This window comes from Mycobacterium sp. NGS40, from assembly GCF_059812735.1.
In genome coordinates, this window is sequence record NZ_JCALDG010000016.1 from 51,475 (window position 1) to 70,616 (window position 19,142).

The 19,142-nt window shown below is 69.9% G+C and carries 14 protein-coding genes; 7 read left to right on the forward strand and 7 right to left on the reverse strand.

Going from position 1 to position 19,142, the window contains the following annotated elements:
* Positions 1-109 precede the first annotated feature (109 nt).
* On the forward strand, positions 110-844 hold the full coding sequence (gene upp / locus AC5Y5O_RS22505; protein ID WP_096285139.1) for a uracil phosphoribosyltransferase: 735 nt from the start codon (positions 110-112) through the stop codon (positions 842-844).
* On the opposite strand, the gene AC5Y5O_RS22510 is transcribed toward upp, so the two are convergent.
* Positions 735-2,315, reverse strand: a complete 1,581-nt coding sequence (locus AC5Y5O_RS22510; protein ID WP_500027532.1) for a phospho-sugar mutase — start codon at positions 2,313-2,315, stop codon at positions 735-737. The two genes, upp and AC5Y5O_RS22510, sit on opposite strands and share 110 nt — an antisense overlap.
* A 13-nt stretch (positions 2,316-2,328) precedes the next feature.
* A complete protein-coding gene (locus tag AC5Y5O_RS22515; RefSeq protein ID WP_500027534.1) occupies positions 2,329-3,135 on the reverse strand; it encodes a purine-nucleoside phosphorylase in 807 nt (268 codons plus the stop codon).
* A 43-nt stretch (positions 3,136-3,178) separates the two neighbouring features.
* On the opposite strand from AC5Y5O_RS22515, the gene AC5Y5O_RS22520 reads away from it, so the two are divergent.
* The 3 genes from AC5Y5O_RS22520 to AC5Y5O_RS22530 are packed head-to-tail and all read left to right on the forward strand — an operon-like array spanning position 3,179 to position 6,251.
* Positions 3,179-3,841 carry a cutinase family protein gene (locus AC5Y5O_RS22520; RefSeq protein ID WP_500027535.1) on the forward strand — a complete coding sequence of 221 codons (663 nt, stop codon included), beginning with the start codon at positions 3,179-3,181 and terminating at the stop codon, positions 3,839-3,841.
* Positions 3,842-3,891: 50 nt separating this feature from the next.
* On the forward strand, positions 3,892-5,076 hold the full coding sequence (locus AC5Y5O_RS22525; protein WP_096285147.1) for a M20 family metallopeptidase: 1,185 nt from the start codon (positions 3,892-3,894) through the stop codon (positions 5,074-5,076).
* Positions 5,073-6,251, forward strand: a complete 1,179-nt coding sequence (locus tag AC5Y5O_RS22530) for an amidohydrolase (RefSeq protein WP_096285149.1) — start codon at positions 5,073-5,075, stop codon at positions 6,249-6,251. The genes AC5Y5O_RS22525 and AC5Y5O_RS22530 overlap by 4 nt, the downstream gene beginning before the upstream one ends.
* Here the strand turns inward: AC5Y5O_RS22530 and AC5Y5O_RS22535 are convergent.
* Both AC5Y5O_RS22535 and AC5Y5O_RS22540 read right to left on the reverse strand, forming a co-directional pair.
* Positions 6,248-6,814 carry a TetR/AcrR family transcriptional regulator gene (locus AC5Y5O_RS22535; RefSeq protein WP_096285151.1) on the reverse strand — a complete coding sequence of 189 codons (567 nt, stop codon included), beginning with the start codon at positions 6,812-6,814 and terminating at the stop codon, positions 6,248-6,250. The two genes, AC5Y5O_RS22530 and AC5Y5O_RS22535, sit on opposite strands and share 4 nt — an antisense overlap.
* Positions 6,811-7,290, reverse strand: a complete 480-nt coding sequence (locus tag AC5Y5O_RS22540) for a gamma-glutamylcyclotransferase family protein (protein WP_096285153.1) — start codon at positions 7,288-7,290, stop codon at positions 6,811-6,813. The genes AC5Y5O_RS22535 and AC5Y5O_RS22540 overlap by 4 nt, the downstream gene beginning before the upstream one ends.
* A 76-nt stretch (positions 7,291-7,366) precedes the next feature.
* Between AC5Y5O_RS22540 and AC5Y5O_RS22545 the strand changes: the two genes are divergently transcribed.
* The 3 genes from AC5Y5O_RS22545 to AC5Y5O_RS22555 are packed head-to-tail and all read left to right on the forward strand — an operon-like array spanning position 7,367 to position 11,402.
* Positions 7,367-8,782, forward strand: a complete 1,416-nt coding sequence (locus AC5Y5O_RS22545; RefSeq protein WP_096285155.1) for an NAD(P)H-quinone dehydrogenase — start codon at positions 7,367-7,369, stop codon at positions 8,780-8,782.
* 45 nt (positions 8,783-8,827) lie between these two features.
* Positions 8,828-10,534, forward strand: coding sequence for a glycerol-3-phosphate dehydrogenase/oxidase (locus AC5Y5O_RS22550; protein WP_096290903.1), 1,707 nt, complete (start codon positions 8,828-8,830; stop codon positions 10,532-10,534).
* 7 nt (positions 10,535-10,541) lie between these two features.
* Complete coding sequence (locus AC5Y5O_RS22555; RefSeq protein ID WP_096285157.1) at positions 10,542-11,402, forward strand: pseudouridine synthase; 861 nt, start codon at positions 10,542-10,544, stop codon at positions 11,400-11,402.
* On the opposite strand, the gene AC5Y5O_RS22560 is transcribed toward AC5Y5O_RS22555, so the two are convergent.
* The 3 genes from AC5Y5O_RS22560 to AC5Y5O_RS22570 are packed head-to-tail and all read right to left on the reverse strand — an operon-like array spanning position 11,356 to position 19,006.
* Positions 11,356-13,989 (reverse strand): cation-translocating P-type ATPase, encoded by a 2,634-nt coding sequence (locus AC5Y5O_RS22560; RefSeq protein ID WP_096285159.1) that lies wholly within the window; start codon positions 13,987-13,989, stop codon positions 11,356-11,358. The two genes, AC5Y5O_RS22555 and AC5Y5O_RS22560, sit on opposite strands and share 47 nt — an antisense overlap.
* Positions 13,990-13,992: 3 nt before the next feature.
* Positions 13,993-14,622, reverse strand: coding sequence for a DUF5994 family protein (locus AC5Y5O_RS22565; protein ID WP_096285161.1), 630 nt, complete (start codon positions 14,620-14,622; stop codon positions 13,993-13,995).
* Positions 14,609-19,006 (reverse strand): cation-translocating P-type ATPase, encoded by a 4,398-nt coding sequence (locus tag AC5Y5O_RS22570; protein WP_096285163.1) that lies wholly within the window; start codon positions 19,004-19,006, stop codon positions 14,609-14,611. The genes AC5Y5O_RS22565 and AC5Y5O_RS22570 overlap by 14 nt, the downstream gene beginning before the upstream one ends.
* Positions 19,007-19,142: the final 136 nt, after the last annotated feature.

Below are 19,142 nucleotides of genomic sequence, written 5' to 3' on the forward strand. Positions count from 1 at the left end.
AAACACCCGGGGAGCATATGAGCCGACGCGCGCGCCGCACGCCAGGCGCGCATGGGGGTGAGCTGCGCTTTAGCCAACCGAGGTCGGATCGTTATATACCCTCATGCGCATGGAAGTCCGCGTGATCGACCACCCGTTGGCCGCCACCCGGTTGACGGTGCTGCGCGACGAACGCACCGACGCCGCGGGCTTTCGGGCCGCGCTGCGTGAGCTGACGCTGATGCTGGTCTACGAGGCCACCCGGGACGCGGCCACCGCGCCGATCAGGATACGGACGCCCCTGGCCGAGACATTCGGAAAGCGATTGGCCAAACCGCCGCTGCTGGTGCCGGTGCTGCGGGCCGGGCTCGGGATGGTCAGCGAGGCGCACGCCCTGGTCCCGGACGCCCAGGTCGGCTTCGTCGGTGTGGCCCGCGACGAAGACACCCATCTGCCCTACCCGTACATGGAGTCGCTGCCCGAAAAGCTCAAACACCGGCCCGTCATCGTGCTCGACCCGATGCTGGCCACCGGCGGATCGATGACGTATGCCATCGAACTGCTGCAGCGCCGTGGTGCCACGGATATCAGCGTGCTGTGTGTGGTGGCCGCGCCGGAAGGGCTTGCGGCGGTTGAGGAAATCGCGCCGAACGCTCGAGTGTTCACCGCGGCGGTCGACAAGGGACTCAACAAGTCGGCGTATATCGTGCCCGGGCTCGGCGATGCCGGCGACCGTCAGTTCGGGCCCCGCATCTTCACCAGCGTTCCACCGAAGCAACCAACTCAGCGCGCAGCGCGGCGGCGTAAGTCCGAGAAGAAGCTAATTCGTCGGAAGCGGCGCAGCCAATCTCCAAGTAGCACTTGAGCTTTGGCTCCGTGCCGGAAGGCCGGACCACCACCCGGATCGAGGTGTCGTCGTTGCCGGCGGCGAAGATCAGCGCGTCGGTGATGTCGGTGACGGTAGCCGCGAACCCGGCCAGTTGCTTCGGCGGGGCGGCACGCAGCCGGGCCATGAGTGCGGCGGCCTCGGTGCTGTCGGCGACCCGGCGCGAAACCGCCGCGACGTCATGCACGCCGTATCGCCGAGCGAGTTCGTCGAGCACGTCGGGGACCGAACGGCCCTGCTGTTTCTGAGAAGCCACCATGTCGCACACCAGCACCGCGGCACTGATGCCGTCCTTGTCACGCACGGCGGCCGGGTCGACGCAGTGGCCGATCGCTTCTTCGTAGGCGTAGACCAGGCTGCCGCCGGGCACCTTCGAATCGGCGCGCGCCAGCCACTTGAAGCCGGTGCGCGTTTCGACGTGGGTCGCGCCGTAATGGCCGGCGATCTGTGCGAGCATCCGGGAGGACACGATGGTGCTGGCAACCACCGCGTTGTCCAGTTTATCGTGGGAGAGGATGTAATCGCCTAGCAGCCAACCGGTTTCGTCGCCGGAGAGCATCCGCCATCCGGTGGCCGTGGGGATGCCCACCGCGCAGCGGTCGGCGTCGGGGTCCAGGGCGATCGCGACGTCGGCATCGATCTCGGCAGCCACGGCCAGCAGCGCGTCGGCGGCGCCGGGCTCCTCGGGGTTGGGGAACGCGACGGTGGGGAAGTCGGGGTCCGGCGCGAACTGGGCGCCGACGGTGTGCACCTCGTGAAAGCCCGCCCGGTGCAGCGTCTCGACGGCCACCGCGCCGCCGACGCCGTGCAGCGGGGTCAGGGCCACCCGCACCGAGCCGGTGGTGCGCCGCACCCCGGCCGCGCGTTCGATGTAGCGCGCAACCAGGTCGGTGCCCGCGGGCGCCACCGGCTGGCGGGCGATTTGATCGGCGGGAGGCGCTGTGGCCATTGCGGTTTCGATCTCGGTGTCGGTGGGGGAGATGATCTGGATGCCGCCGTCGAAGTACACCTTGTAGCCATTGTCGGCCGGCGGATTGTGCGATGCGGTGATCTGGATCCCGGCGGCGGCGCCGGTCTGGCGCACCGCGTAGGCGAGCACCGGTGTGGGCACCGCGCCGGGTAGCAGCAAGACCGTAAAGCCGTGGGCAGCAAGGATTTCCGCGGTCACCGTGGCGAAGATCGCCGAGCCGTGCCGGGCGTCACGCCCGACGATCACCTGCGAGCCGGCCAGGCCGCGATCGGTAAGCACCTGCGCCACTGCCCACGTCGCGCGCGAGACGACCGCGACGTTCATCGCGTCCGGGCCGCCGCGCACCGGGCCGCGCAAGCCCGCGGTGCCGAACGTCAGGGGGCGGGCGAAACGTGCCTGAAGTTCCTCGGGCGAGCACGCGGCGAGTTCGGCAGCAGTCGTCGGGTCGGGGTCATGTGCGATCCACTCCTGCGGCGTCACACGACCCATTCTGCTAAATACGGGCGATAACGTCGGCCAGCAGCGCGCCGATCCTGGCCGCCGACGCGGCCCCGGCCGCCATCACGTCGGCATGGCTCAGCGGAGCACCGCTGATCCCGGCCGCCAGATTGGTCACCAGCGAGATGCCCAGCACCTCGGCACCGGCCGCGCGCACCGCGATCGTCTCGTGCACCGTCGACATGCCGACCAGGTCGGCGCCCAGCGTCCGCAGCATCCGGATCTCGGCCGGCGTCTCGTAGTGCGGCCCGGGCAGGCCGGCGTACACGCCTTCGGTCAGCTCGGGGTCGGTGTCGCGGGCGAGGTCGCGCAGCCGCGGGGCGTAGGCATCGGTGAGGTCGACGAACTGGGCGCCGACCAATGGCGAACGCGCGGTCAGGTTCAGGTGATCGCTGATCAGCACCGGCTGGCCGACCCGCATGCCGGCGCGCAACCCGCCGGCCGCGTTCGTCAGCACCACGATGCCGGCCCCGGCCGCACAGGCCGCCCGCACCGGGTGGACGACGTGGCTCAGGTCATGACCCTCGTAGGCGTGCACGCGTCCGGCCAGCACCAGTACCCGGTGCTCGCCGATGCGCAGCGACAACAGCTCGCCGGGATGGCCGGCCGCGCGCGGCGGCGCGAAGCCGGGAAGCTCGGCCTGGGGCAGCACGACGTCGGGGGAGCCCAGCGCCGCGATCGCCGGCGACCATCCCGAGCCGAGGACGATCGCGACATCGTGCTCGTCGACCCCGGTTTTCTCGCGGATGGAATTTGCCGCGCGCCGCGCGAGTTGTGCACTCTCGGATGCAACGTCGGTCACACTGCGCGAGCTTAGCTTCGCTATATATGTCAGGATTTCCCGCATGAGTTTTGGTAGGTGGCCGGTTCTCGGCGCGCTTGTTGCTGTTGCGGTCTCGGTGGCCGCGCTCCTCGGTGGTCCGGCTCCGGCGGCGAGGGCGGACTGCCCGGACGTCCAGCTGATCTTCGCTCGGGGCACCAACGAGCCACCCGGCCTGGGCGCCGTGGGTGATGCGCTCTTCGGTGCGCTGCAGGGCTCGCTGGGCGGTCGCAGCTTCGACAACTACGCGGTGAACTATCCGGCCAGCTACAACTTCCTGCAGACCGGTGACGGCGCCAACGACGCCCGCGATCACATCGCGGCGATGGTCGACCAGTGCCCGGCCACCCACCTGATCCTGGGCGGCTTCTCGCAGGGCGCCGCCGCGGTCTCGATGCTGGCCGGGGTGCCGCCGCTGGGCAACACCATCGGTGAGTTCGGGTCGGCCCCGGCGCTGGACCCCGGCCTGGCCAACAAGATCAGGGCGGTCGCCGTGTTCGGCAATCCCGGCAACCGGTTCAACACCCCGCTGTCGACGGCGGGTGCATTCGCCGGCCGTGCCATCGACCTGTGCGCCGCCGGTGACCCGGTCTGCGTCGTCGGCGGTCGCGACCGCGATGCGCATCACGACTATTCGACGCCGCCGTTCCCCGGCCAGGCGGCGGGATTCATCGCCGGGCGGGTGTAGCCGCGGTCGGCGCGGTCCGCCGCGGCTTGGTTCGATGAGATACTGCGAGGATGCCCACAAACACCGCATTGGACAGCGTCGAGGACGCAGTGCGGCGTCGTGGCGGCGATCTCGTCGAGTTGTCGCACGCAATCCACGCCGAGCCCGAGCTGGCCTTCGCCGAACACCGCAGCTGCGCTAAAACGCAGGCACTGGTCGCGGAGCGGGGCTTCGAGGTCACTGCGGGCGCCGGCGGTTTGGATACCGCCTTCCGCGCCGACTTCGGCAGCGGACCGCTGGTGATCGGGGTCTGCGCCGAGTACGACGCCCTGCCCGAAATCGGACATGCCTGCGGCCACAACATCATCGCGGCCTCGGCGGTCGGAACCGCGCTGGCGCTGGCCGAGGTGGCCGACGAGCTCGGTCTGACCGTGGCCCTGGTCGGCACTCCCGCCGAGGAGGCGGGCGGCGGCAAGGCGCTGCTGCTGGAGGCCGGCACGTTCGACGACGTCGCGGCGGCCGTGATGCTGCATCCCGGGCCGACCGACATCGCCGCCGCCCGTTCGCTGGCCTTGTCCGAAGTGACGGTCGACTACCGGGGCAAGGAGTCGCACGCCGCCGTCGCCCCACATCTGGGCGTCAACGCCGCCGACGCCATCACCGTCGCGCAGGTCGCGATCGGCGTGCTGCGCCAGCAGCTGGCGCCCGGGCAGCTGGTGCACGGGATCGTCACCAACGGCGGGCAGGCGGTCAACGTCATCCCCGGCCACGCGGCATTGCAGTACGCGATGCGGGCCGCCGAACTGGATTCGCTGCGCGAGCTGGAGGGCCGGATGTTTGCGTGCTTTGCCGCGGGCGCCCTGGCCACCGGCTGCGAATACGAGATCAGCACGCCGTCACCGGCTTACGCCGAGCTCAAGCCCGACCGTTGGCTGGCCGAGATCTGCCGGGAAGAGATGCGCCGGCTGGGGCGGGACCCGGTGTCGCCCGAATTCGAGACGGCGCTGCCGATGGGCAGCACCGACATGGGCAACGTCACGCAGGTGCTGCCGGGCATCCACCCGGTGATCGGTGTCGACGCCGGTGGCGCGACGGTGCATCAGCGCGCATTCGCCGCGGCCGCCGCCGGCCCGAGCGCCGACCGCGCGGTGGTCGACGGCGCGGTGATGCTGGCGCGCACGGTCGTCCACCTCGCCCAGGACAGCGCCGAGCGGGACCGGGTGCTGGCCGGGGTCCAACGTCGGGCCGCCCCATGAGCCTGGTCGACACCGCCGAATCCTGGCTGGCCGCGCACTACGAGGACATGGTCGAGTGGCGCCGGCACATCCACCGCTATCCGGAGCTGGGCCGGCAGGAGTACGCCACCACGCAGTTCGTCGCCGAGCGGTTGGCCGACGCGGGTCTCAACCCGAAGGTGCTCCCCGGCGGTACCGGGCTGACGTGCGATTTCGGGCCGGAACACGAGCCCAGGGTCGCGCTGCGGGCCGACATGGACGCGCTGCCGATGGCCGAGCGGACCGGGGCGCCGTATGCGTCGACGATGCCGAACGTCGCGCACGCCTGCGGTCACGACGCGCACACCGCGATCCTGCTGGGCACCGCGCAGGCGCTGGCGTCGGTGCCCGAACTGCCGGTCGGGGTGCGATTGATCTTCCAGGCCGCCGAGGAGCTGATGCCCGGCGGCGCCATCGACGCGATCGCGGCCGGAGCGCTGACCGGGGTGTCGCGGATCTTCGCGTTGCACTGTGATCCCCGCCTCGAGGTCGGCAAGGTCGCGGTCCGGCAGGGCCCGATCACCTCGGCCGCCGACCACATCCACATCACGCTGTATTCGCCGGGCGGGCACACCTCACGGCCACACCTGACCGCCGACCTGGTCTACGGTCTCGGCGCCCTGATCACCGGGGTACCCGGCGTTTTGTCGCGGCGCCTCGACCCCCGCAACGGCACCGTCCTGGTATGGGGCGCGGTCAACGCCGGGGTGGCCGCCAATGCCATTCCGCAGAGCGGCCAGCTGTCCGGCACCGTGCGCACCGCGAGCCGGCACACCTGGCTCGAGCTCGAGGCGATCATCGGTCAGGCGGTGGATTCGCTGCTGGCGCCGCTGGACATCGAACACACGATGCAATACCGGCGCGGCGTGCCGCCGGTGGTCAACGAGGAGGTCTCGACGCGCATCCTCACCCACGCGATCGAGGGGGTGGGCCCCGACGTGCTGGCCGACACGCGCCAGTCCGGCGGCGGCGAGGACTTCTCCTGGTACCTGGAGGAGATTCCGGGCGCGATGGCGCGGCTGGGGGTGTGGCCGGGCGAGGGCCCGCAGCTGGACCTGCACCAGCCGAATTTCGATCTCGACGAGCGCGCGCTGGGGGTCGGACTGCGAGTGATGGTCAACATCATCGAGCAGGCGGCCCAGTTCGCCGAGGGTTAATGCGGGACGGTCAGCCGTCCCATCTCGGCGAAGATCGACTCGCGCAACGCGTCCGCGGACAAATCCCGCAGGCCGAACGCCGAGCGGATGAAGGATTCGAACAGCTGCCAGCCCAGCAGCAAGGCGACGGCGTGCGCGGTGGCCAGCCGGGCGGCGTCGTCGCTGTCGTGCAGGGGCCGCACTTCGGCGAGCAGGCGATCGGCGGCCGGGAAGCTGGTCTGCAGCTGGGCCACCGGATAGCCGTCGAGGAGCGCCTGGCTGAGGATGCGCAGCTGGCGGGTGCCGGCGGTAGCGATCTCGGGTAGCTGTGCACCGGCGTCGATCAGTTTGCTCAGCGCTGCGGCCTCGTGGTTGAGCACCGCTCCCACCAGCTGTTCTTTGTTGCCGAAGTGGCGGAAGACGAGGCCGTGGTTGACCCGCGCCCGGGCGGCGATATCGCGGATGGATGCGGCTGCCGGTCCGCGTTCGGCGAACAGGTCCGCGGCGCTCTCCAGGATCGCGGCGACGACCTCGTCACGCCCCGTCGGCACCTCGCCGGCCGGGCTCGCACCCGGTGTCGTCACGCGGGAGTGCCGGGTCCGATGTTGCGGGCCGGTCGGGTCCGCAAATCGTGCACGTATTCCATTGGCGCGCCGGCGATTTCGGCAGCATCGGCCATTACACCCAGGTACCGTGCCGACGGCAGCCCGCCCTCCCAGGCATCGAGCACGTAGAGCCACGCCAGCACGGGATCGGTGTCGGTGTCCGACGACGTGCGTTCGACCCGGCATCTGATCTTTTTGTGGATGCCGAACTCGGAGCCCTCCCACCGGTCCAGGCTCATCTCGTCGGCCGGCGTCATGTCGTACAGCACGACGAACACCTTGGCATCGGGGTCTTCGACGACGGTGGCCAGCGCGCCTTCCCAGCCGATGTCCTCACCGCCGAAGGTCAGCCGCCAGCCGTGCAACCAGCCCGTTCCGGCCATCGGGGAGTGGGGTGCACGCTGCTGCATCTGCTCGGGATGCATGTTTGATCCGTAGGCGGCGTAGAGCGGCACGGGTGAAAGCTTAAACGGCGGGTGCCCGCCCGGTACTCATCCGGCCGTCCGGCGGGTTCTTGGATAGGTTAGGGCTGTGGTGACCCGCATCGTGATCCTCGGTGGAGGCCCGGCCGGTTACGAAGCCGCGCTGGTGGCCGCCACATCCCACCCCGATACCACCGACGTCACCGTCATCGACTCCGAAGGGATCGGCGGCGCGGCCGTACTGGACGACTGCGTGCCGTCCAAGACGTTCATCGCGTCGACCTGGCTGCGCACCGAACTGCGCCGCGCGCCCCGGCTGGGCTTCGACATCGACATCGACGACGCCAAGATCTCGCTGCCGCGGATCCACAAACGGGTCAGGACGCTGGCCGCCGAGCAGTCCGCCGACATCGCGGCCCAACTGCGCAGTGCCGGTGTGACTTTGGTCGCAGGACGCGGGGAGCTCTGCGACTCGGCCCCCGGCCTGGCCCGGCATCGCGTCAAGGCGACCCATTCGGACGGCTCCACCACCGAGCACGACGCCGACGTGGTCCTGATCGCCACCGGCGCCAGCCCGCGGGTGCTGCCGTCGGCCCAACCCGACGGCGAACGGATCCTGACCTGGCGCCAGCTTTACGACCTGGAGGCGCTGCCCGAGCACCTGATCGTGGTGGGCTCCGGCGTCACCGGCGCCGAGTTCGTGCACGCCTACACCGAGCTGGGCGTGCCGGTGACGGTGGCGGCCAGCCGGGACCGGGTGCTGCCTTACGAGGACGCCGACGCCGCGCTGGTCCTCGAGGAGGCGTTCGCCGAGCGCGGCGTCGACCTGATCAAGAACGCCCGCGCGGAATCCGTCGTCCGCACCGAGACCGGGGTCCTGGTCACGATGACCGACGGCCGGACCGTCGAGGGCAGCCACGCGCTGATGACGATCGGATCGGTGCCCAACACCAGCGGCCTCGGCCTGGAGCGGGTCGGCATCGAGCTGGGCCGCGGCGACTATTTGAAGGTGGACCGGGTGTCGCGGACGTCGGTTCCGGGCATCTACGCCGCCGGCGACTGCACCGGCCTGCTGTTGCTGGCCTCGGTGGCCGCCATGCAGGGCCGGATCGCGATGTATCACGCGCTGGGCGAGGGCGTCAGCCCGATCCGGTTGCGCACGGTGGCCTCGACGGTGTTCACCCGCCCCGAGATCGCGGCGGTCGGCGTGCCGCAGAGCATGATCGACGACGGCTCGGTGCCGGCCCGCACGATCATGCTGCCGCTGCGGACCAACGCGCGGGCCAAGATGTCCGGCCTGCAGCAGGGCTTCGTGAAGCTGTTCTGCCGGCAGGCCACCGGGGTGGTCATCGGCGGCGTGGTGGTGGCGCCGATCGCCTCCGAGCTGATCCTGCCGATCGCCGTGGCCGTGCAAAATCGCATCACGGTCAACGAGCTGGCGCAGACGCTGGCCGTGTACCCGTCGTTGTCCGGTTCGATCACCGAGGCCGCTCGCCGGCTGATGGCACACGACGATCTGGATTAGCCTGGCCCAAGTGAGGAGTCCGTTCCCGTGAGTGACCTGTTGTCCATGCTGGGCCCGCAGCAACGCGCGGCGGCCTGGAAGCGACTCGGCACCGAGCAGTTCGACGTCGTCGTGATCGGCGGCGGGGTAGTGGGCTCCGGGTGCGCGCTGGATGCCGCCACCCGCGGGCTCAAGGTCGCGCTGGTCGAGGCCCGAGACTTCGCCTCGGGGACCTCGAGTCGCTCGTCGAAGATGTTCCACGGCGGGCTGCGCTACCTCGAACAGCTGGAGTTCGGCCTGGTGCGCGAGGCGCTGCACGAGCGTGAGCTGTCGCTGACCACGCTGGCACCGCACCTGGTCAAGCCGCTGCCGTTCCTGTTCCCGCTGACCCACCGGTGGTGGGAGCGGCCCTACACCGCGGCCGGCATCTTCCTCTACGACAGCCTGGGCGGAGCGAAATCCGTTCCCGCCCAAAAGCATTTGACCCGCGCCGGCGCGCTGCGACTGAGCCCGGGCCTGAAGCGCAGCTCGCTGATCGGCGGGATCCGCTACTACGACACCGTCGTCGACGACGCCCGGCACACGATGACGGTCGCGCGCACCGCCGCGCATTACGGCGCGGTCGTGCGGTGCTCGACACAGGTGGTCGCGCTGCTGCGCGAGGGCGACCGGGTGATCGGGGTGCGGGTGCGCGACTCCGAGGACGGCTCGGTGACTGAGGTGCGCGGGCATGTCGTGGTCAACGCGACCGGGGTGTGGACCGACGAGATCCAGGCCCTGTCCAAGCAGCGCGGGCGCTTTCAGGTGCGCGCGTCCAAGGGCGTGCACGTGGTGGTGCCGCGGGACCGGATCGTCAGCGATGCCGCGATCATCCTGCGCACCGAGAAGTCGGTGATGTTCATCATTCCGTGGGGCAGCCACTGGATCATCGGCACCACCGACACCGACTGGAACCTCGACCTGGCCCACCCGGCGGCCACCAAGGCCGACATCGACTACATCCTGGGCACCGTCAACGCCGTGCTGGCCACGCCGCTGTCGCACGCCGACATCGACGGGGTGTACGCGGGACTGCGGCCGCTGCTGGCCGGGGAGAGCGAGGAGACCTCCAAGCTGTCCCGCGAGCACGCCGTCGCGGTGCCCGCGCCCGGCCTGGTCGCCATCGCCGGCGGGAAGTACACCACCTACCGGGTGATGGCCGCCGACGCGATCGATGCCGCGTCGCAGTTCGTTCCGGCCCGGGTGGCGCCCTCGATCACCGCGAAGGTGAGCCTGCTGGGTGCCGACGGCTATTTCGCCCTGATCAACCAGGTCGAGCACGTCGGCGAACTCGTCGGCCTGCACCCGTACCGGGTGCGCCATCTGCTGGACCGCTACGGCTCGCTGATGGACGACGTGCTGGCGCTGGCCGCCGATCGTCCCGAACTGCTAACCCCGATCAAGGACGCGCCGGGCTACCTGTTGGTCGAGGCGCTGTATGCCGTCGCCGCCGAGGGGGCCCTGCATCTCGAGGACATCCTGGCCCGCCGGATGCGGATCTCCATCGAATACCCGCACCGCGGCGTGGACTGCGCCCGCGAGGTCGCCGAACTGGTGGCTCCGGTACTGGGCTGGAGCGCCGGGGACGTCAACCGTGAGGTCGCGAACTACACCGCGCGGGTGGAGGCCGAGATCCTGTCGCAGGCCCAGCCCGACGACGTGTCGGCCGACGAGCTGCGCGCCAGCGCGCCCGAAGCGCGTGCCGAGATCCTCGAGCCGGTTCCTTTAACGTGAACCGGCCGTGAGGCCCGCCCCGCTGCCGGTGCGCGACGGATTGGGGCCCGCGCGGGTACGGCTGCACGGCGGGGCGGTGCTGGCCGAGCTGACCACGCGGTTCGGTGAGCAGGCCCGGGCCAAGGTCCTCGCCGGTGAGGTCGTCGACGCCGACGGCGCGGTGATCGAAGCGGCCACCGTGCTGCCCGCCGGCGCCAGCGTCTACCTCTACCGCGACCTGCCCGACGAGGTGCCGGTGCCGTTCGACATCCCGGTGCTCCATCGCGACGACGACATCGTGGTCGTGGACAAGCCGCACTTTCTGGCCACCATGCCGCGCGGTCGCCACGTCGCGCAGACCGCGCTGGTGCGGCTGCGCAACGAGCTGGGACTGCCCGAGCTCAGCCCCGCTCACCGGCTGGACCGGCTGACCGCCGGGGTGCTGTTGTTCACCACCCGGCGCGAGGTGCGCGGCGCCTACCAGATGCTGTTCGCCCGCGGGGAGGTCGGTAAGACGTATCTGGCTCGCGCGGCGGTTGATCCCGGCCTGGAGCTGCCACGCGTGGTGCGCCATCGAATCATCAAGCGCCGCAGCCACTTACAAGCCGTAATCGAGCCCGGTGAGCCGAACGCGGAGACGCTGGTGGAACTGTTGTCCCCGGACGGACTGTACCGGCTGACGCCGCGCACCGGACGCACCCATCAACTGCGGGTGCAGATGGCGTCGCTGGGATTGCCGATCATCGGAGATCCGTTGTATCCCAAGGTAATCGACGTGGCCGCCGACGATTTCAGCACTCCGCTGCGATTGCTGGCTCAACGCATCGAGTTCGACGATCCGTTCACCGGGTCGCGCCGTATGTTCGGCAGCCACCGCGACGCAGGATGACCTTGCGGATCTCGCTGACCCACAGCACTGTGCTGGACATGGCGATGCACACCAGCCACTGGCTCAGGGACAGCGGCTCGGTGGTGAAGGCCGTATTCAGCAGCGGCAGCTGCACCACCGCTACCTGGAGCAGCGCCGAGAAGGCGATCGCCGCCCACAGCCAGCCGTTGGCGAACAGGCCACGAAACACGGTCTGCGTCTCCGAGCGGGCATTGAGGGTGTTGAACAGCTGGGTGAGCACCAGCACGGTGAAGCCCGCGGTGCGGGCCGTGTCGAGCGACGACGGCAGCGGGCCGCCCGGGACATAGAGGTGGATCGTCAGCAGTGTCGCGGCCGCGACGGCCGCGCCGATCACGACGATGTTGTTCCACATCCGCCTGTCGATGACCCGATCCGACGCCGCCCGAGGCGGCAGGCCCATCAAGTCCTCGGTTTGCGGGTCCGCGCCCAAGGCCAGGGCCGGAGCGCCGTCGGTGAGCAGGTTGATCCACAGAATCTGGGTGGCCAGCAGCGGTAACGCCACGGTGTGCGCCTGCGACAGGCCGATCGCGCCGGCCAGGACCACCCCGAAAAAGACGGTCAGAACTTCCCCCATGTTCGAGGACAACAGGTATCGCAGGGACTTCTTGATGTTGGCGAAGATGCCGCGGCCCTCCCGGATGGCCCGCACGATCGTCGCGAAGTTGTCGTCGGCGAGAATCATGTTCGCCGCTTCTCGGGCGACGTCCGTGCCGGTGCGGCCCATGGCGATCCCGATGTCCGCCGATTTCAGGGCGGGTGCGTCATTGGTCCCCTCGCCGGTCACGGCCACGATCTCGTGGTCGGCCTGCAGGGCGCCGATGATGCGCAATTTGTCGGCCGGGCCCAGCTGCGTGTACTGCGAGTGCCGGCGCACCGTTTGCCGGAGCTGATCATCGGTCTGGGCGGCGATCTCCGCGCCGGATACCGCCGACTCGTTGTCTTCGATGCCGAGTTCGCGCGCGATGCGCGCCGCCGCGCGGGGATGGTCCCCCGTGATCATCACCACCCGGACCCCGGCGCGGTGGGCGTCGGCGATGGCCGTGGCGGCTCCTGGGCGAGGGGGATCGGTGAGGCCGACCATGCCCAGGTACGCCAGCGGCTGGTCGGGCCGGTCGGCCGCGGCCGGACAGGCCACCGCGACCGCGTGCAGCCCGTCGCGCGTGAGCCGCTCGGCGCCGCACCGGATGGTCGCCTTCGTCGCGGTGTCCAGCGGTACGAGTCGATCGCCGATCCGCACCTGTGTGCAGCGCGCCAGCACCGCATCCGGCTCACCCTTGGTCACGCGCGGCGACGGGGATGGTGCGGCACCGAGCTTCGTCTGGGCAATTAGGAAGGCCGCCTCGATGGGATCGCCCTCGGCAATCCGTTGGCCGTCCTGTTCCCGAAGTGAGGCATTCGCGCCGGCGGCGCGGGCGCCGAGCACCAATGCTGTTTGGCGCCAAAGGTTTTCACCCTCTCGAAGCTGGACCCCGTCGTGCTCGAACGTGCCTTCCGGCCGGTATCCCGCACCCGTCACGCTGACATCCCCGGCCGGGGTGAGGATTCGAACGACCGTCATCTCCCCGGTCGTCAGGGTGCCGGTCTTGCCAGAGCAGACCACCGAGGCCGATCCCAGGGTTTCGGCCGACGAGAGTTGTTTGACGACGGCGTTTTCGTCGGCCATCCGCCGTGTTCCCAGCGCGAGTACGACCGACATGATGGCGGGCAGCCCCTCCGGCACGGCGGCCACCGCCAGCGAGACACCGAGCAGCACCGCGGTGACCACATCATCGGCGCTGTGCACGCCGAAGACGATGAAGATGCTCGCGATCACCACGACGCCGAGAATCAGCACGGCGATCCCGAGAACACGGCTGGCGCGGTCGATCTCGCGCTGCAAGGGCGTCGCGGTGTCGTCGACGGCGCGCACCAGGCCGGCGATCTGACCCGTCTGCGTGGCCATCCCCGTGGCGGTCACCACCGCCCGCCCGGCGCCCTTGGCGACCGCCGTGCCCTTGAACACCATGCCGGCTTTCTCGTCCAGCGCCGTCGCCTCGGCCAGGGTCCGCGGATCTTTACGGGCCGGCTCACTCTCCCCGGTCAACGCGCTTTCCAGCACCTGCAGCCCGTCCGCCGACAGCAGCCTGGCATCGGCTGCCACGGCGTCGCCCTCCGTCAGCAGCAGCACATCACCGGGCACCACTTCGCTTGCGGCAACCCTGCATTCGATTCCGTCGCGCACGACGGTCGCTGTGGTCGTCGTCATCCGGGCCAACGCATCGACCGCGCGCTCGGCGTGGGCCTCCTGTCCGTAACCCAGTGCGGCGTTGAGGACCAGAATGACGCCGATCACCAACGCATCGACCGGCCAGCCGGCGGCCCCCTCGAGGGCCCAAACCACAAGGGAGGCAAGGAGTGCGGCCAGTAGCAGGTAAATCAGCGGACTGCGGAACTGGCTGACGATCTTTTTCCACTTCGGCAGCGGCGGGACACGTTCGATGTCGTTGGGTCCCACCGCGGCAAGGCGGCGAGCGGCCTCGTGCGCGGTCAAGCCGGCTTCGGGATCAGGTTCGACCAGGGCACACACGTGTCATCGGCCGCTCGCCGAGGCGGCTGAGGAGGCCTTGCGCCGGGACTCGATCATGCGGTTGAGCACGATGTGTTCGACGAGGATCGGCACGAAGGTCTGCACCGGCGCATTGACGAATTGTTGGGCGGCCTCTTGGCACCAGTCCTTGATCTGGGCGGTGCGCCGATCGTCATCAAGCCCCTCGTGCCGGGCCAGCTTGTCCGCGACCTCGACCACGGACCGCGCCACCGTTGCACGACCGGCCGGGGTGACGTCGGCGTCCGCCGGTACTTGCACCTTCGCCAACGCTTCTCGGGCAACCGCTTCGTCGGTGTCCGGACGGATGACGTGCAGCGTGAGATGGCGGCCGTCTTCGCCGATCAGGATGACACTGGCCGGCTCGTCGCTGATGAAGCCCAGCAATTCGATGGTGTGCCCGCCGATCTCGGCCAGGGCCGGGGTTGCGTCCCAGCCGTTGCGGCGGTAGCCCACCATGACGACCCGTCCCAGTCGTTCGGACACCGACGCCACCAGGTCGGGCAACTCCTCGACCAGGTTCTGCGACCGCGGCCACCAAGCTCCGTCGAGATGCTCCGAGGCGGCTCGATAAGGCGTGAGCTGCAATCGTGAATCACTGTTATCGCCAACCACTTTCGACTCCTTGAGTTAGTCGGGCCAACTCTTCGCCCGAGATTTGTCGTCGGATTACCTCAGCTGCCCGCCGCAGCAGGCGGGGAGCAATCGCGGGCAGCGCGCTGGCCACCGCAGCCCCGAGTAAGGCCTGACTCCAGGCCAGCGGGTCTACCGGGGTGCAGCCGAACAGCTGGCTTAGTCCCGGAGTGCTGACCACCACCACCAGCACTCCGAGTGAACCGACCGACGTCAGCACCACCATCGGCGCGTGCGAGTCGATCAGAGTCTGGGCAAGTTGCGTGCTCACCAGCGCGATCAGCCCGACGGTCGCGGCGCGCCGCGGCGTGCCGGTCACGCTGGCCATCGTCCAGGCCACCGTGGCGCCGATCGTGGTGGCCGCACCGCGAATCCCGATAGCGCGCCACATCGCCGCCTCGTCGCGGTCCTCATCGGCTTTGCCCGTCTGCGGGCTGACGGCCAGCGCGGCGGCGGGTAGCGCGTCCGTCAGCATGTTGACCAGCAGCATCTGCCGGGCGTTGAGCACCGACCGCCCGGTCAAGAGCGCGGTCATCGTCGCGAAGGACGCCTCGCCGAGGTTGCCGCCCAACAGCATCGAGACGGCCGAGTGCACCCGCTGCCACAACTGCCGGCCTTCGTCGAGCGCATCGAGCAGCGCCTCGATCCGTTCGTCGAGCAGCACCACGTCGGCCGCACTGCGCGCCGCGTCGCTGCCGCGGGCCGCCACCCCAATGCCCACGCTCGCCGCCCGGATCGCGGCGGCGTCGTTGACGCCGTCGCCGACCATCGCCGTGACCAGGCCCGCCCGCTCGAGGGTCTGGACCACGTCGATCTTGTCTTCCGGCGTCATCCGCGCGAACACCACACAGGATTTGACGGTCTGCGCCCGCTGGTCGGCGGAGAGCGCTTCCCAGTCGCTGCCGGTGATCACCTGATCGGCGCGCACGTCGATGCCCAGCTCTTGGGCGATTACCCGCGCGGTGCAGGGATGATCACCGGTGATCAGCCGGACCGCGATGTCGCGCTCGGACAGGCTTTGCAGCAGGGCGCGGGCCGTCGGCCGCGGAGTGTCTGCCAAACCGATCAGGCCGACCGGGGTGAGGCCCGACGTGCACACGCTCTCCAGATAGCCCGGGTTGGCCGCGGCGGCCGCGGCCTGGTGCGGGGTGAGTTCGCGCTCGGCGACCGCCAGCACCCGAAGACCATTGGCCGCCATCTCGTCGACCTGCTGTGCCAACGGCTGGTCGTCGTGCCGCAGCGCCGACGAGAGCGCCTCGGGTGATCCCTTGATGGTCAGTCGAGTGCCCACCAGCGCCGCGGCGAACGGCCGGCCGGATGACTGGAACGGCAGGAACGCGTCGCGGCTGCGCCGCGGTGGTGGCGGCATCCCGTCGCCTCGCAGCCGCGGGTCGTCGGCGGCTTGGGTGATGGCGTCGTCGGTGGCGTGGTCGACACGATGGGTGTGTCTGGCGTAGCTGGTGCTCACCGCCGCGTCGAGCACCTGCGCCGGGGTGTAGCCGGCCATCGGGTGCACCGATTTGACCCTCAGCCGGTTCTCGCTGAGCGTCCCGGTCTTGTCGAAGCAGACCACGTTCAACCGGGCCAGCGCTTCGATCGAGTGCGGATTGCGGATCAGGACCGATCGGCTGGTGAGCCGGCGGGCCGCGGACAGCTGGGCCAGGGTGGCGACCAATGGCAACCCCTCCGGAATGGCCGCGATGACCAAGGTGACCGCACTGGACATCGCGTCGCGCAACGGTGTGCCGCGCACCAGGCTGATCAGCCCCACCAGGCCGCCGCTGGCCACGCTGAACGGCAACGCCCGGCCGGTGATGTGGCGCAACTGCCGCTGCAGGCCGACCTCTTGCAATTTCCGCGGGGCCATCGCCAGCGCTCGGCGCATCTCCGAGCGCGAGCTCGCCGCGGTAACCACGGCCACCGCGGTGCCCGCGACGACCGTGGTGCCGGCATAGATCATGCAGGTGCGCTCGGCGAGCGGGGCGCCCGGTGTGGGCTCGGTCTGCTTGGCCACCGGTAGCGATTCGCCGGTCAGTGTGGATTCGTCGACTTCGAGATTGACCGCGTGCAGCAGTCGGGCGTCCGCCGGGACCACCTCGTCGGCACGGACTTCGATGACGTCGCCGAGCCGCAGCCGCCTGGTGGCAACGTTCTCGTAGCGCTGCGCCTGCACTCGGCCCACGTAGCGACGCGCAGGCGGATCCTGCACGGCTAGCAGGCGATCCAGCGTGCGTTCGGCGTACAGCTGCTGCTCGGCCGACAACGCCGCATTGGACAACAGGACGCTACCCACCAGGACCGCATCCAACGGGGAGCCGAGCAGCGCGCTGGCCAGCGCCCCGGTGGCCAGCAGCGGGGTGATCGGGTCCGCCAGGTCGCCGCGCATCTCGCCGACGAAGTCGCGGAGCAGACCCCATGACGCCGCGGTGGCATCGTGTACCGCACGAACCGCCGGCCGCTGGGACCACCACGTTGGTACTTCCACCACGCGTTGGTCGGTGGGGCGGGGCAACAGTCGCTGCACTTCCGTCACGGGCAGTGCGTGCCATTCGTGGCTGGTCTCCGGCTCGGGCAACGGATCGCGAAACGCCTTGGCGGCGGCCCGGTATCCGAGCCACAGGCTGGTGACCATGCCGATGTTGACCGACGTTGAACTGCGGCCGGGCACACCGGGAATCAACATCAAGGCGCCGAGCGCCGACGCCGAGGCGGACAGCCGGACGGCACCCTCGGTGGCGGACCGGGCGGCGGGCAGTGCGTGCAGCACCCGCCAGACGCCGGTCAGGTCGTCGACGATCACGTCGGCATTCCACGGCGGCGGCCGCCCGTCGCGCAGCACGCCGATCGTGATGTCGGACCGGTGCGCGGCCCGCATCTCCGCCGTCGTCAGCAGCGCCACGGTGGCGCCGCCGGCCTTCAGTTCGGCCACCGCCGCTGCCACCGCGTGGTCGATCGAACCGTCTGTGGGATAGAGCTGGTCGAATCCCCTTGCCAGAGAACGTAACCCGTCGTCGTACAGGGAGAATATCCGCGGCTGTGAGCGGCGCGCTTCGGTCAGCACCGCCGCGGCGAACGGATCGCGAACCGGGCTGATCAGCGCCTCGCCGATACCGCCGGCGCCGGGGATGTCGGCCAGCTGGTGCCATCCCGGCTTCAGGCCGTCACGTTCGAGTTCGCCACGCACTGCTTCCCATGCGTGGGAACGTACCGAGTTCTCCACTCCCAGAACGCGACTGACCATCAGCTCGTCGGTGTAGAGCGCCCGCGGGTCGATCATGATCGCGTCGATCCGATCCAGTGAGCGCAGCACGCGAGGGTGCAGCACCAGCGCGTCATGGTGGACGTTGAGGCCGCTGCTCATCGCACAGGCGAACGCCTCACGTACGGTGCGCAACGGCTTCGGAACGGTACTGAGCGCGGCGGCACCGGCCGTGTCGAGATTCCGTGACAGCAGACCCACCAGCGCGCCGGCACCGATGCCGGCCAGGCCGATGCGGTTCGCGTAGCGTTCGGCGGGACCGTCGGGCGGGCGGGGCCGGTCCCGCGTCGTCAACGCCGCATCGTCCGGAATCGGTTGGCAGCCCACGGTGGATTCATGCCGGAACCACGCCAGCCGGCAACTCCACGCCTCCACCGCCAGCAGCGTGTTGGTAGCGGCCTCGGCGGCCGCCGCCGTCGGCGACACCGTCAGCGCGGCGGTGACGGCGTTGACCAAACCGAACAACACATCGGTTCCCTCCGGACCAAGGCGTTGTTCCAGCTCTCGACGCGCTCGCGGCAGGTGATCGGCCAGCGTCGGTACCACGGCCACCAAGTCGGGCATTCTGGGCAGGCGCAGCAGGCTGCCGGTCAGTGAAAGGCCAAGGCCCACAGTGGCGGCCGTGGCCGCGACCATCCGCGCCACCAGCAGCGCATCGTCGCCCGGCAGCGAGGCCGGGTGTTGTCGAGTGGCGCCAACCCGGGCGCGCGATTCGGCGTTCTCGACGATCCGGCACAGGTCGGTCAGCGAGGGCGCATCGGCGGCTTCGGTGTCCAGGGTCACCACGACCCGCGCCAGGGCACGGTTGAGGAAGGCCGTGTGAACACCGGGTGTCGCGCGGACGGCGGTCAGCACGTCGGTGCCGATGGCGCGGGCATGTTCGCCGCCGAGACCTCGCACCTCGATCCAGCACCGCGGCCCGCTGCGACTGGTGCGCCGTGCCGCGGGGCCGCCCAGCGCCTCGATCAGCACGCCCGCCGTCGCGCGTGCCGCCGACGAAAAATCCGGCGCGGCATGGGTTAACGTTTTGCTGAGGGTGCCGCCGACCGTCGCCCGCAACGGGCCGGTCACCAAGGCAAAGCCCGGTAAACCACGCGGCGTGATCACCTCGCCAGACTATGTGGCGCCGGGCTGATTCAGAGGAGGCGTAAGGCCCCCCTTCAGGGGCTTTCGTCCCTTGCGAGCGGTTCCCGAACAAGGCGAACATCGTTGTCGAGCCACTCGCTTTCAGGGAGGTCTTCAC

Excerpts from the sequence above, each read along its gene's own strand:
- upp (WP_096285139.1), top strand. The coding sequence starts at position 110 with ATGGAAGTCCGCGTGATCGACCACCCGTTGGCCGCCACCCGGTTGACG.
- AC5Y5O_RS22520 (WP_500027535.1), top strand. The coding sequence starts at position 3,179 with ATGAGTTTTGGTAGGTGGCCGGTTCTCGGCGCGCTTGTTGCTGTTGCG.
- AC5Y5O_RS22525 (WP_096285147.1), top strand. The coding sequence starts at position 3,892 with ATGCCCACAAACACCGCATTGGACAGCGTCGAGGACGCAGTGCGGCGT.
- AC5Y5O_RS22530 (WP_096285149.1), top strand. The coding sequence starts at position 5,073 with ATGAGCCTGGTCGACACCGCCGAATCCTGGCTGGCCGCGCACTACGAG.
- AC5Y5O_RS22550 (WP_096290903.1), top strand. The coding sequence starts at position 8,828 with ATGCTGGGCCCGCAGCAACGCGCGGCGGCCTGGAAGCGACTCGGCACC.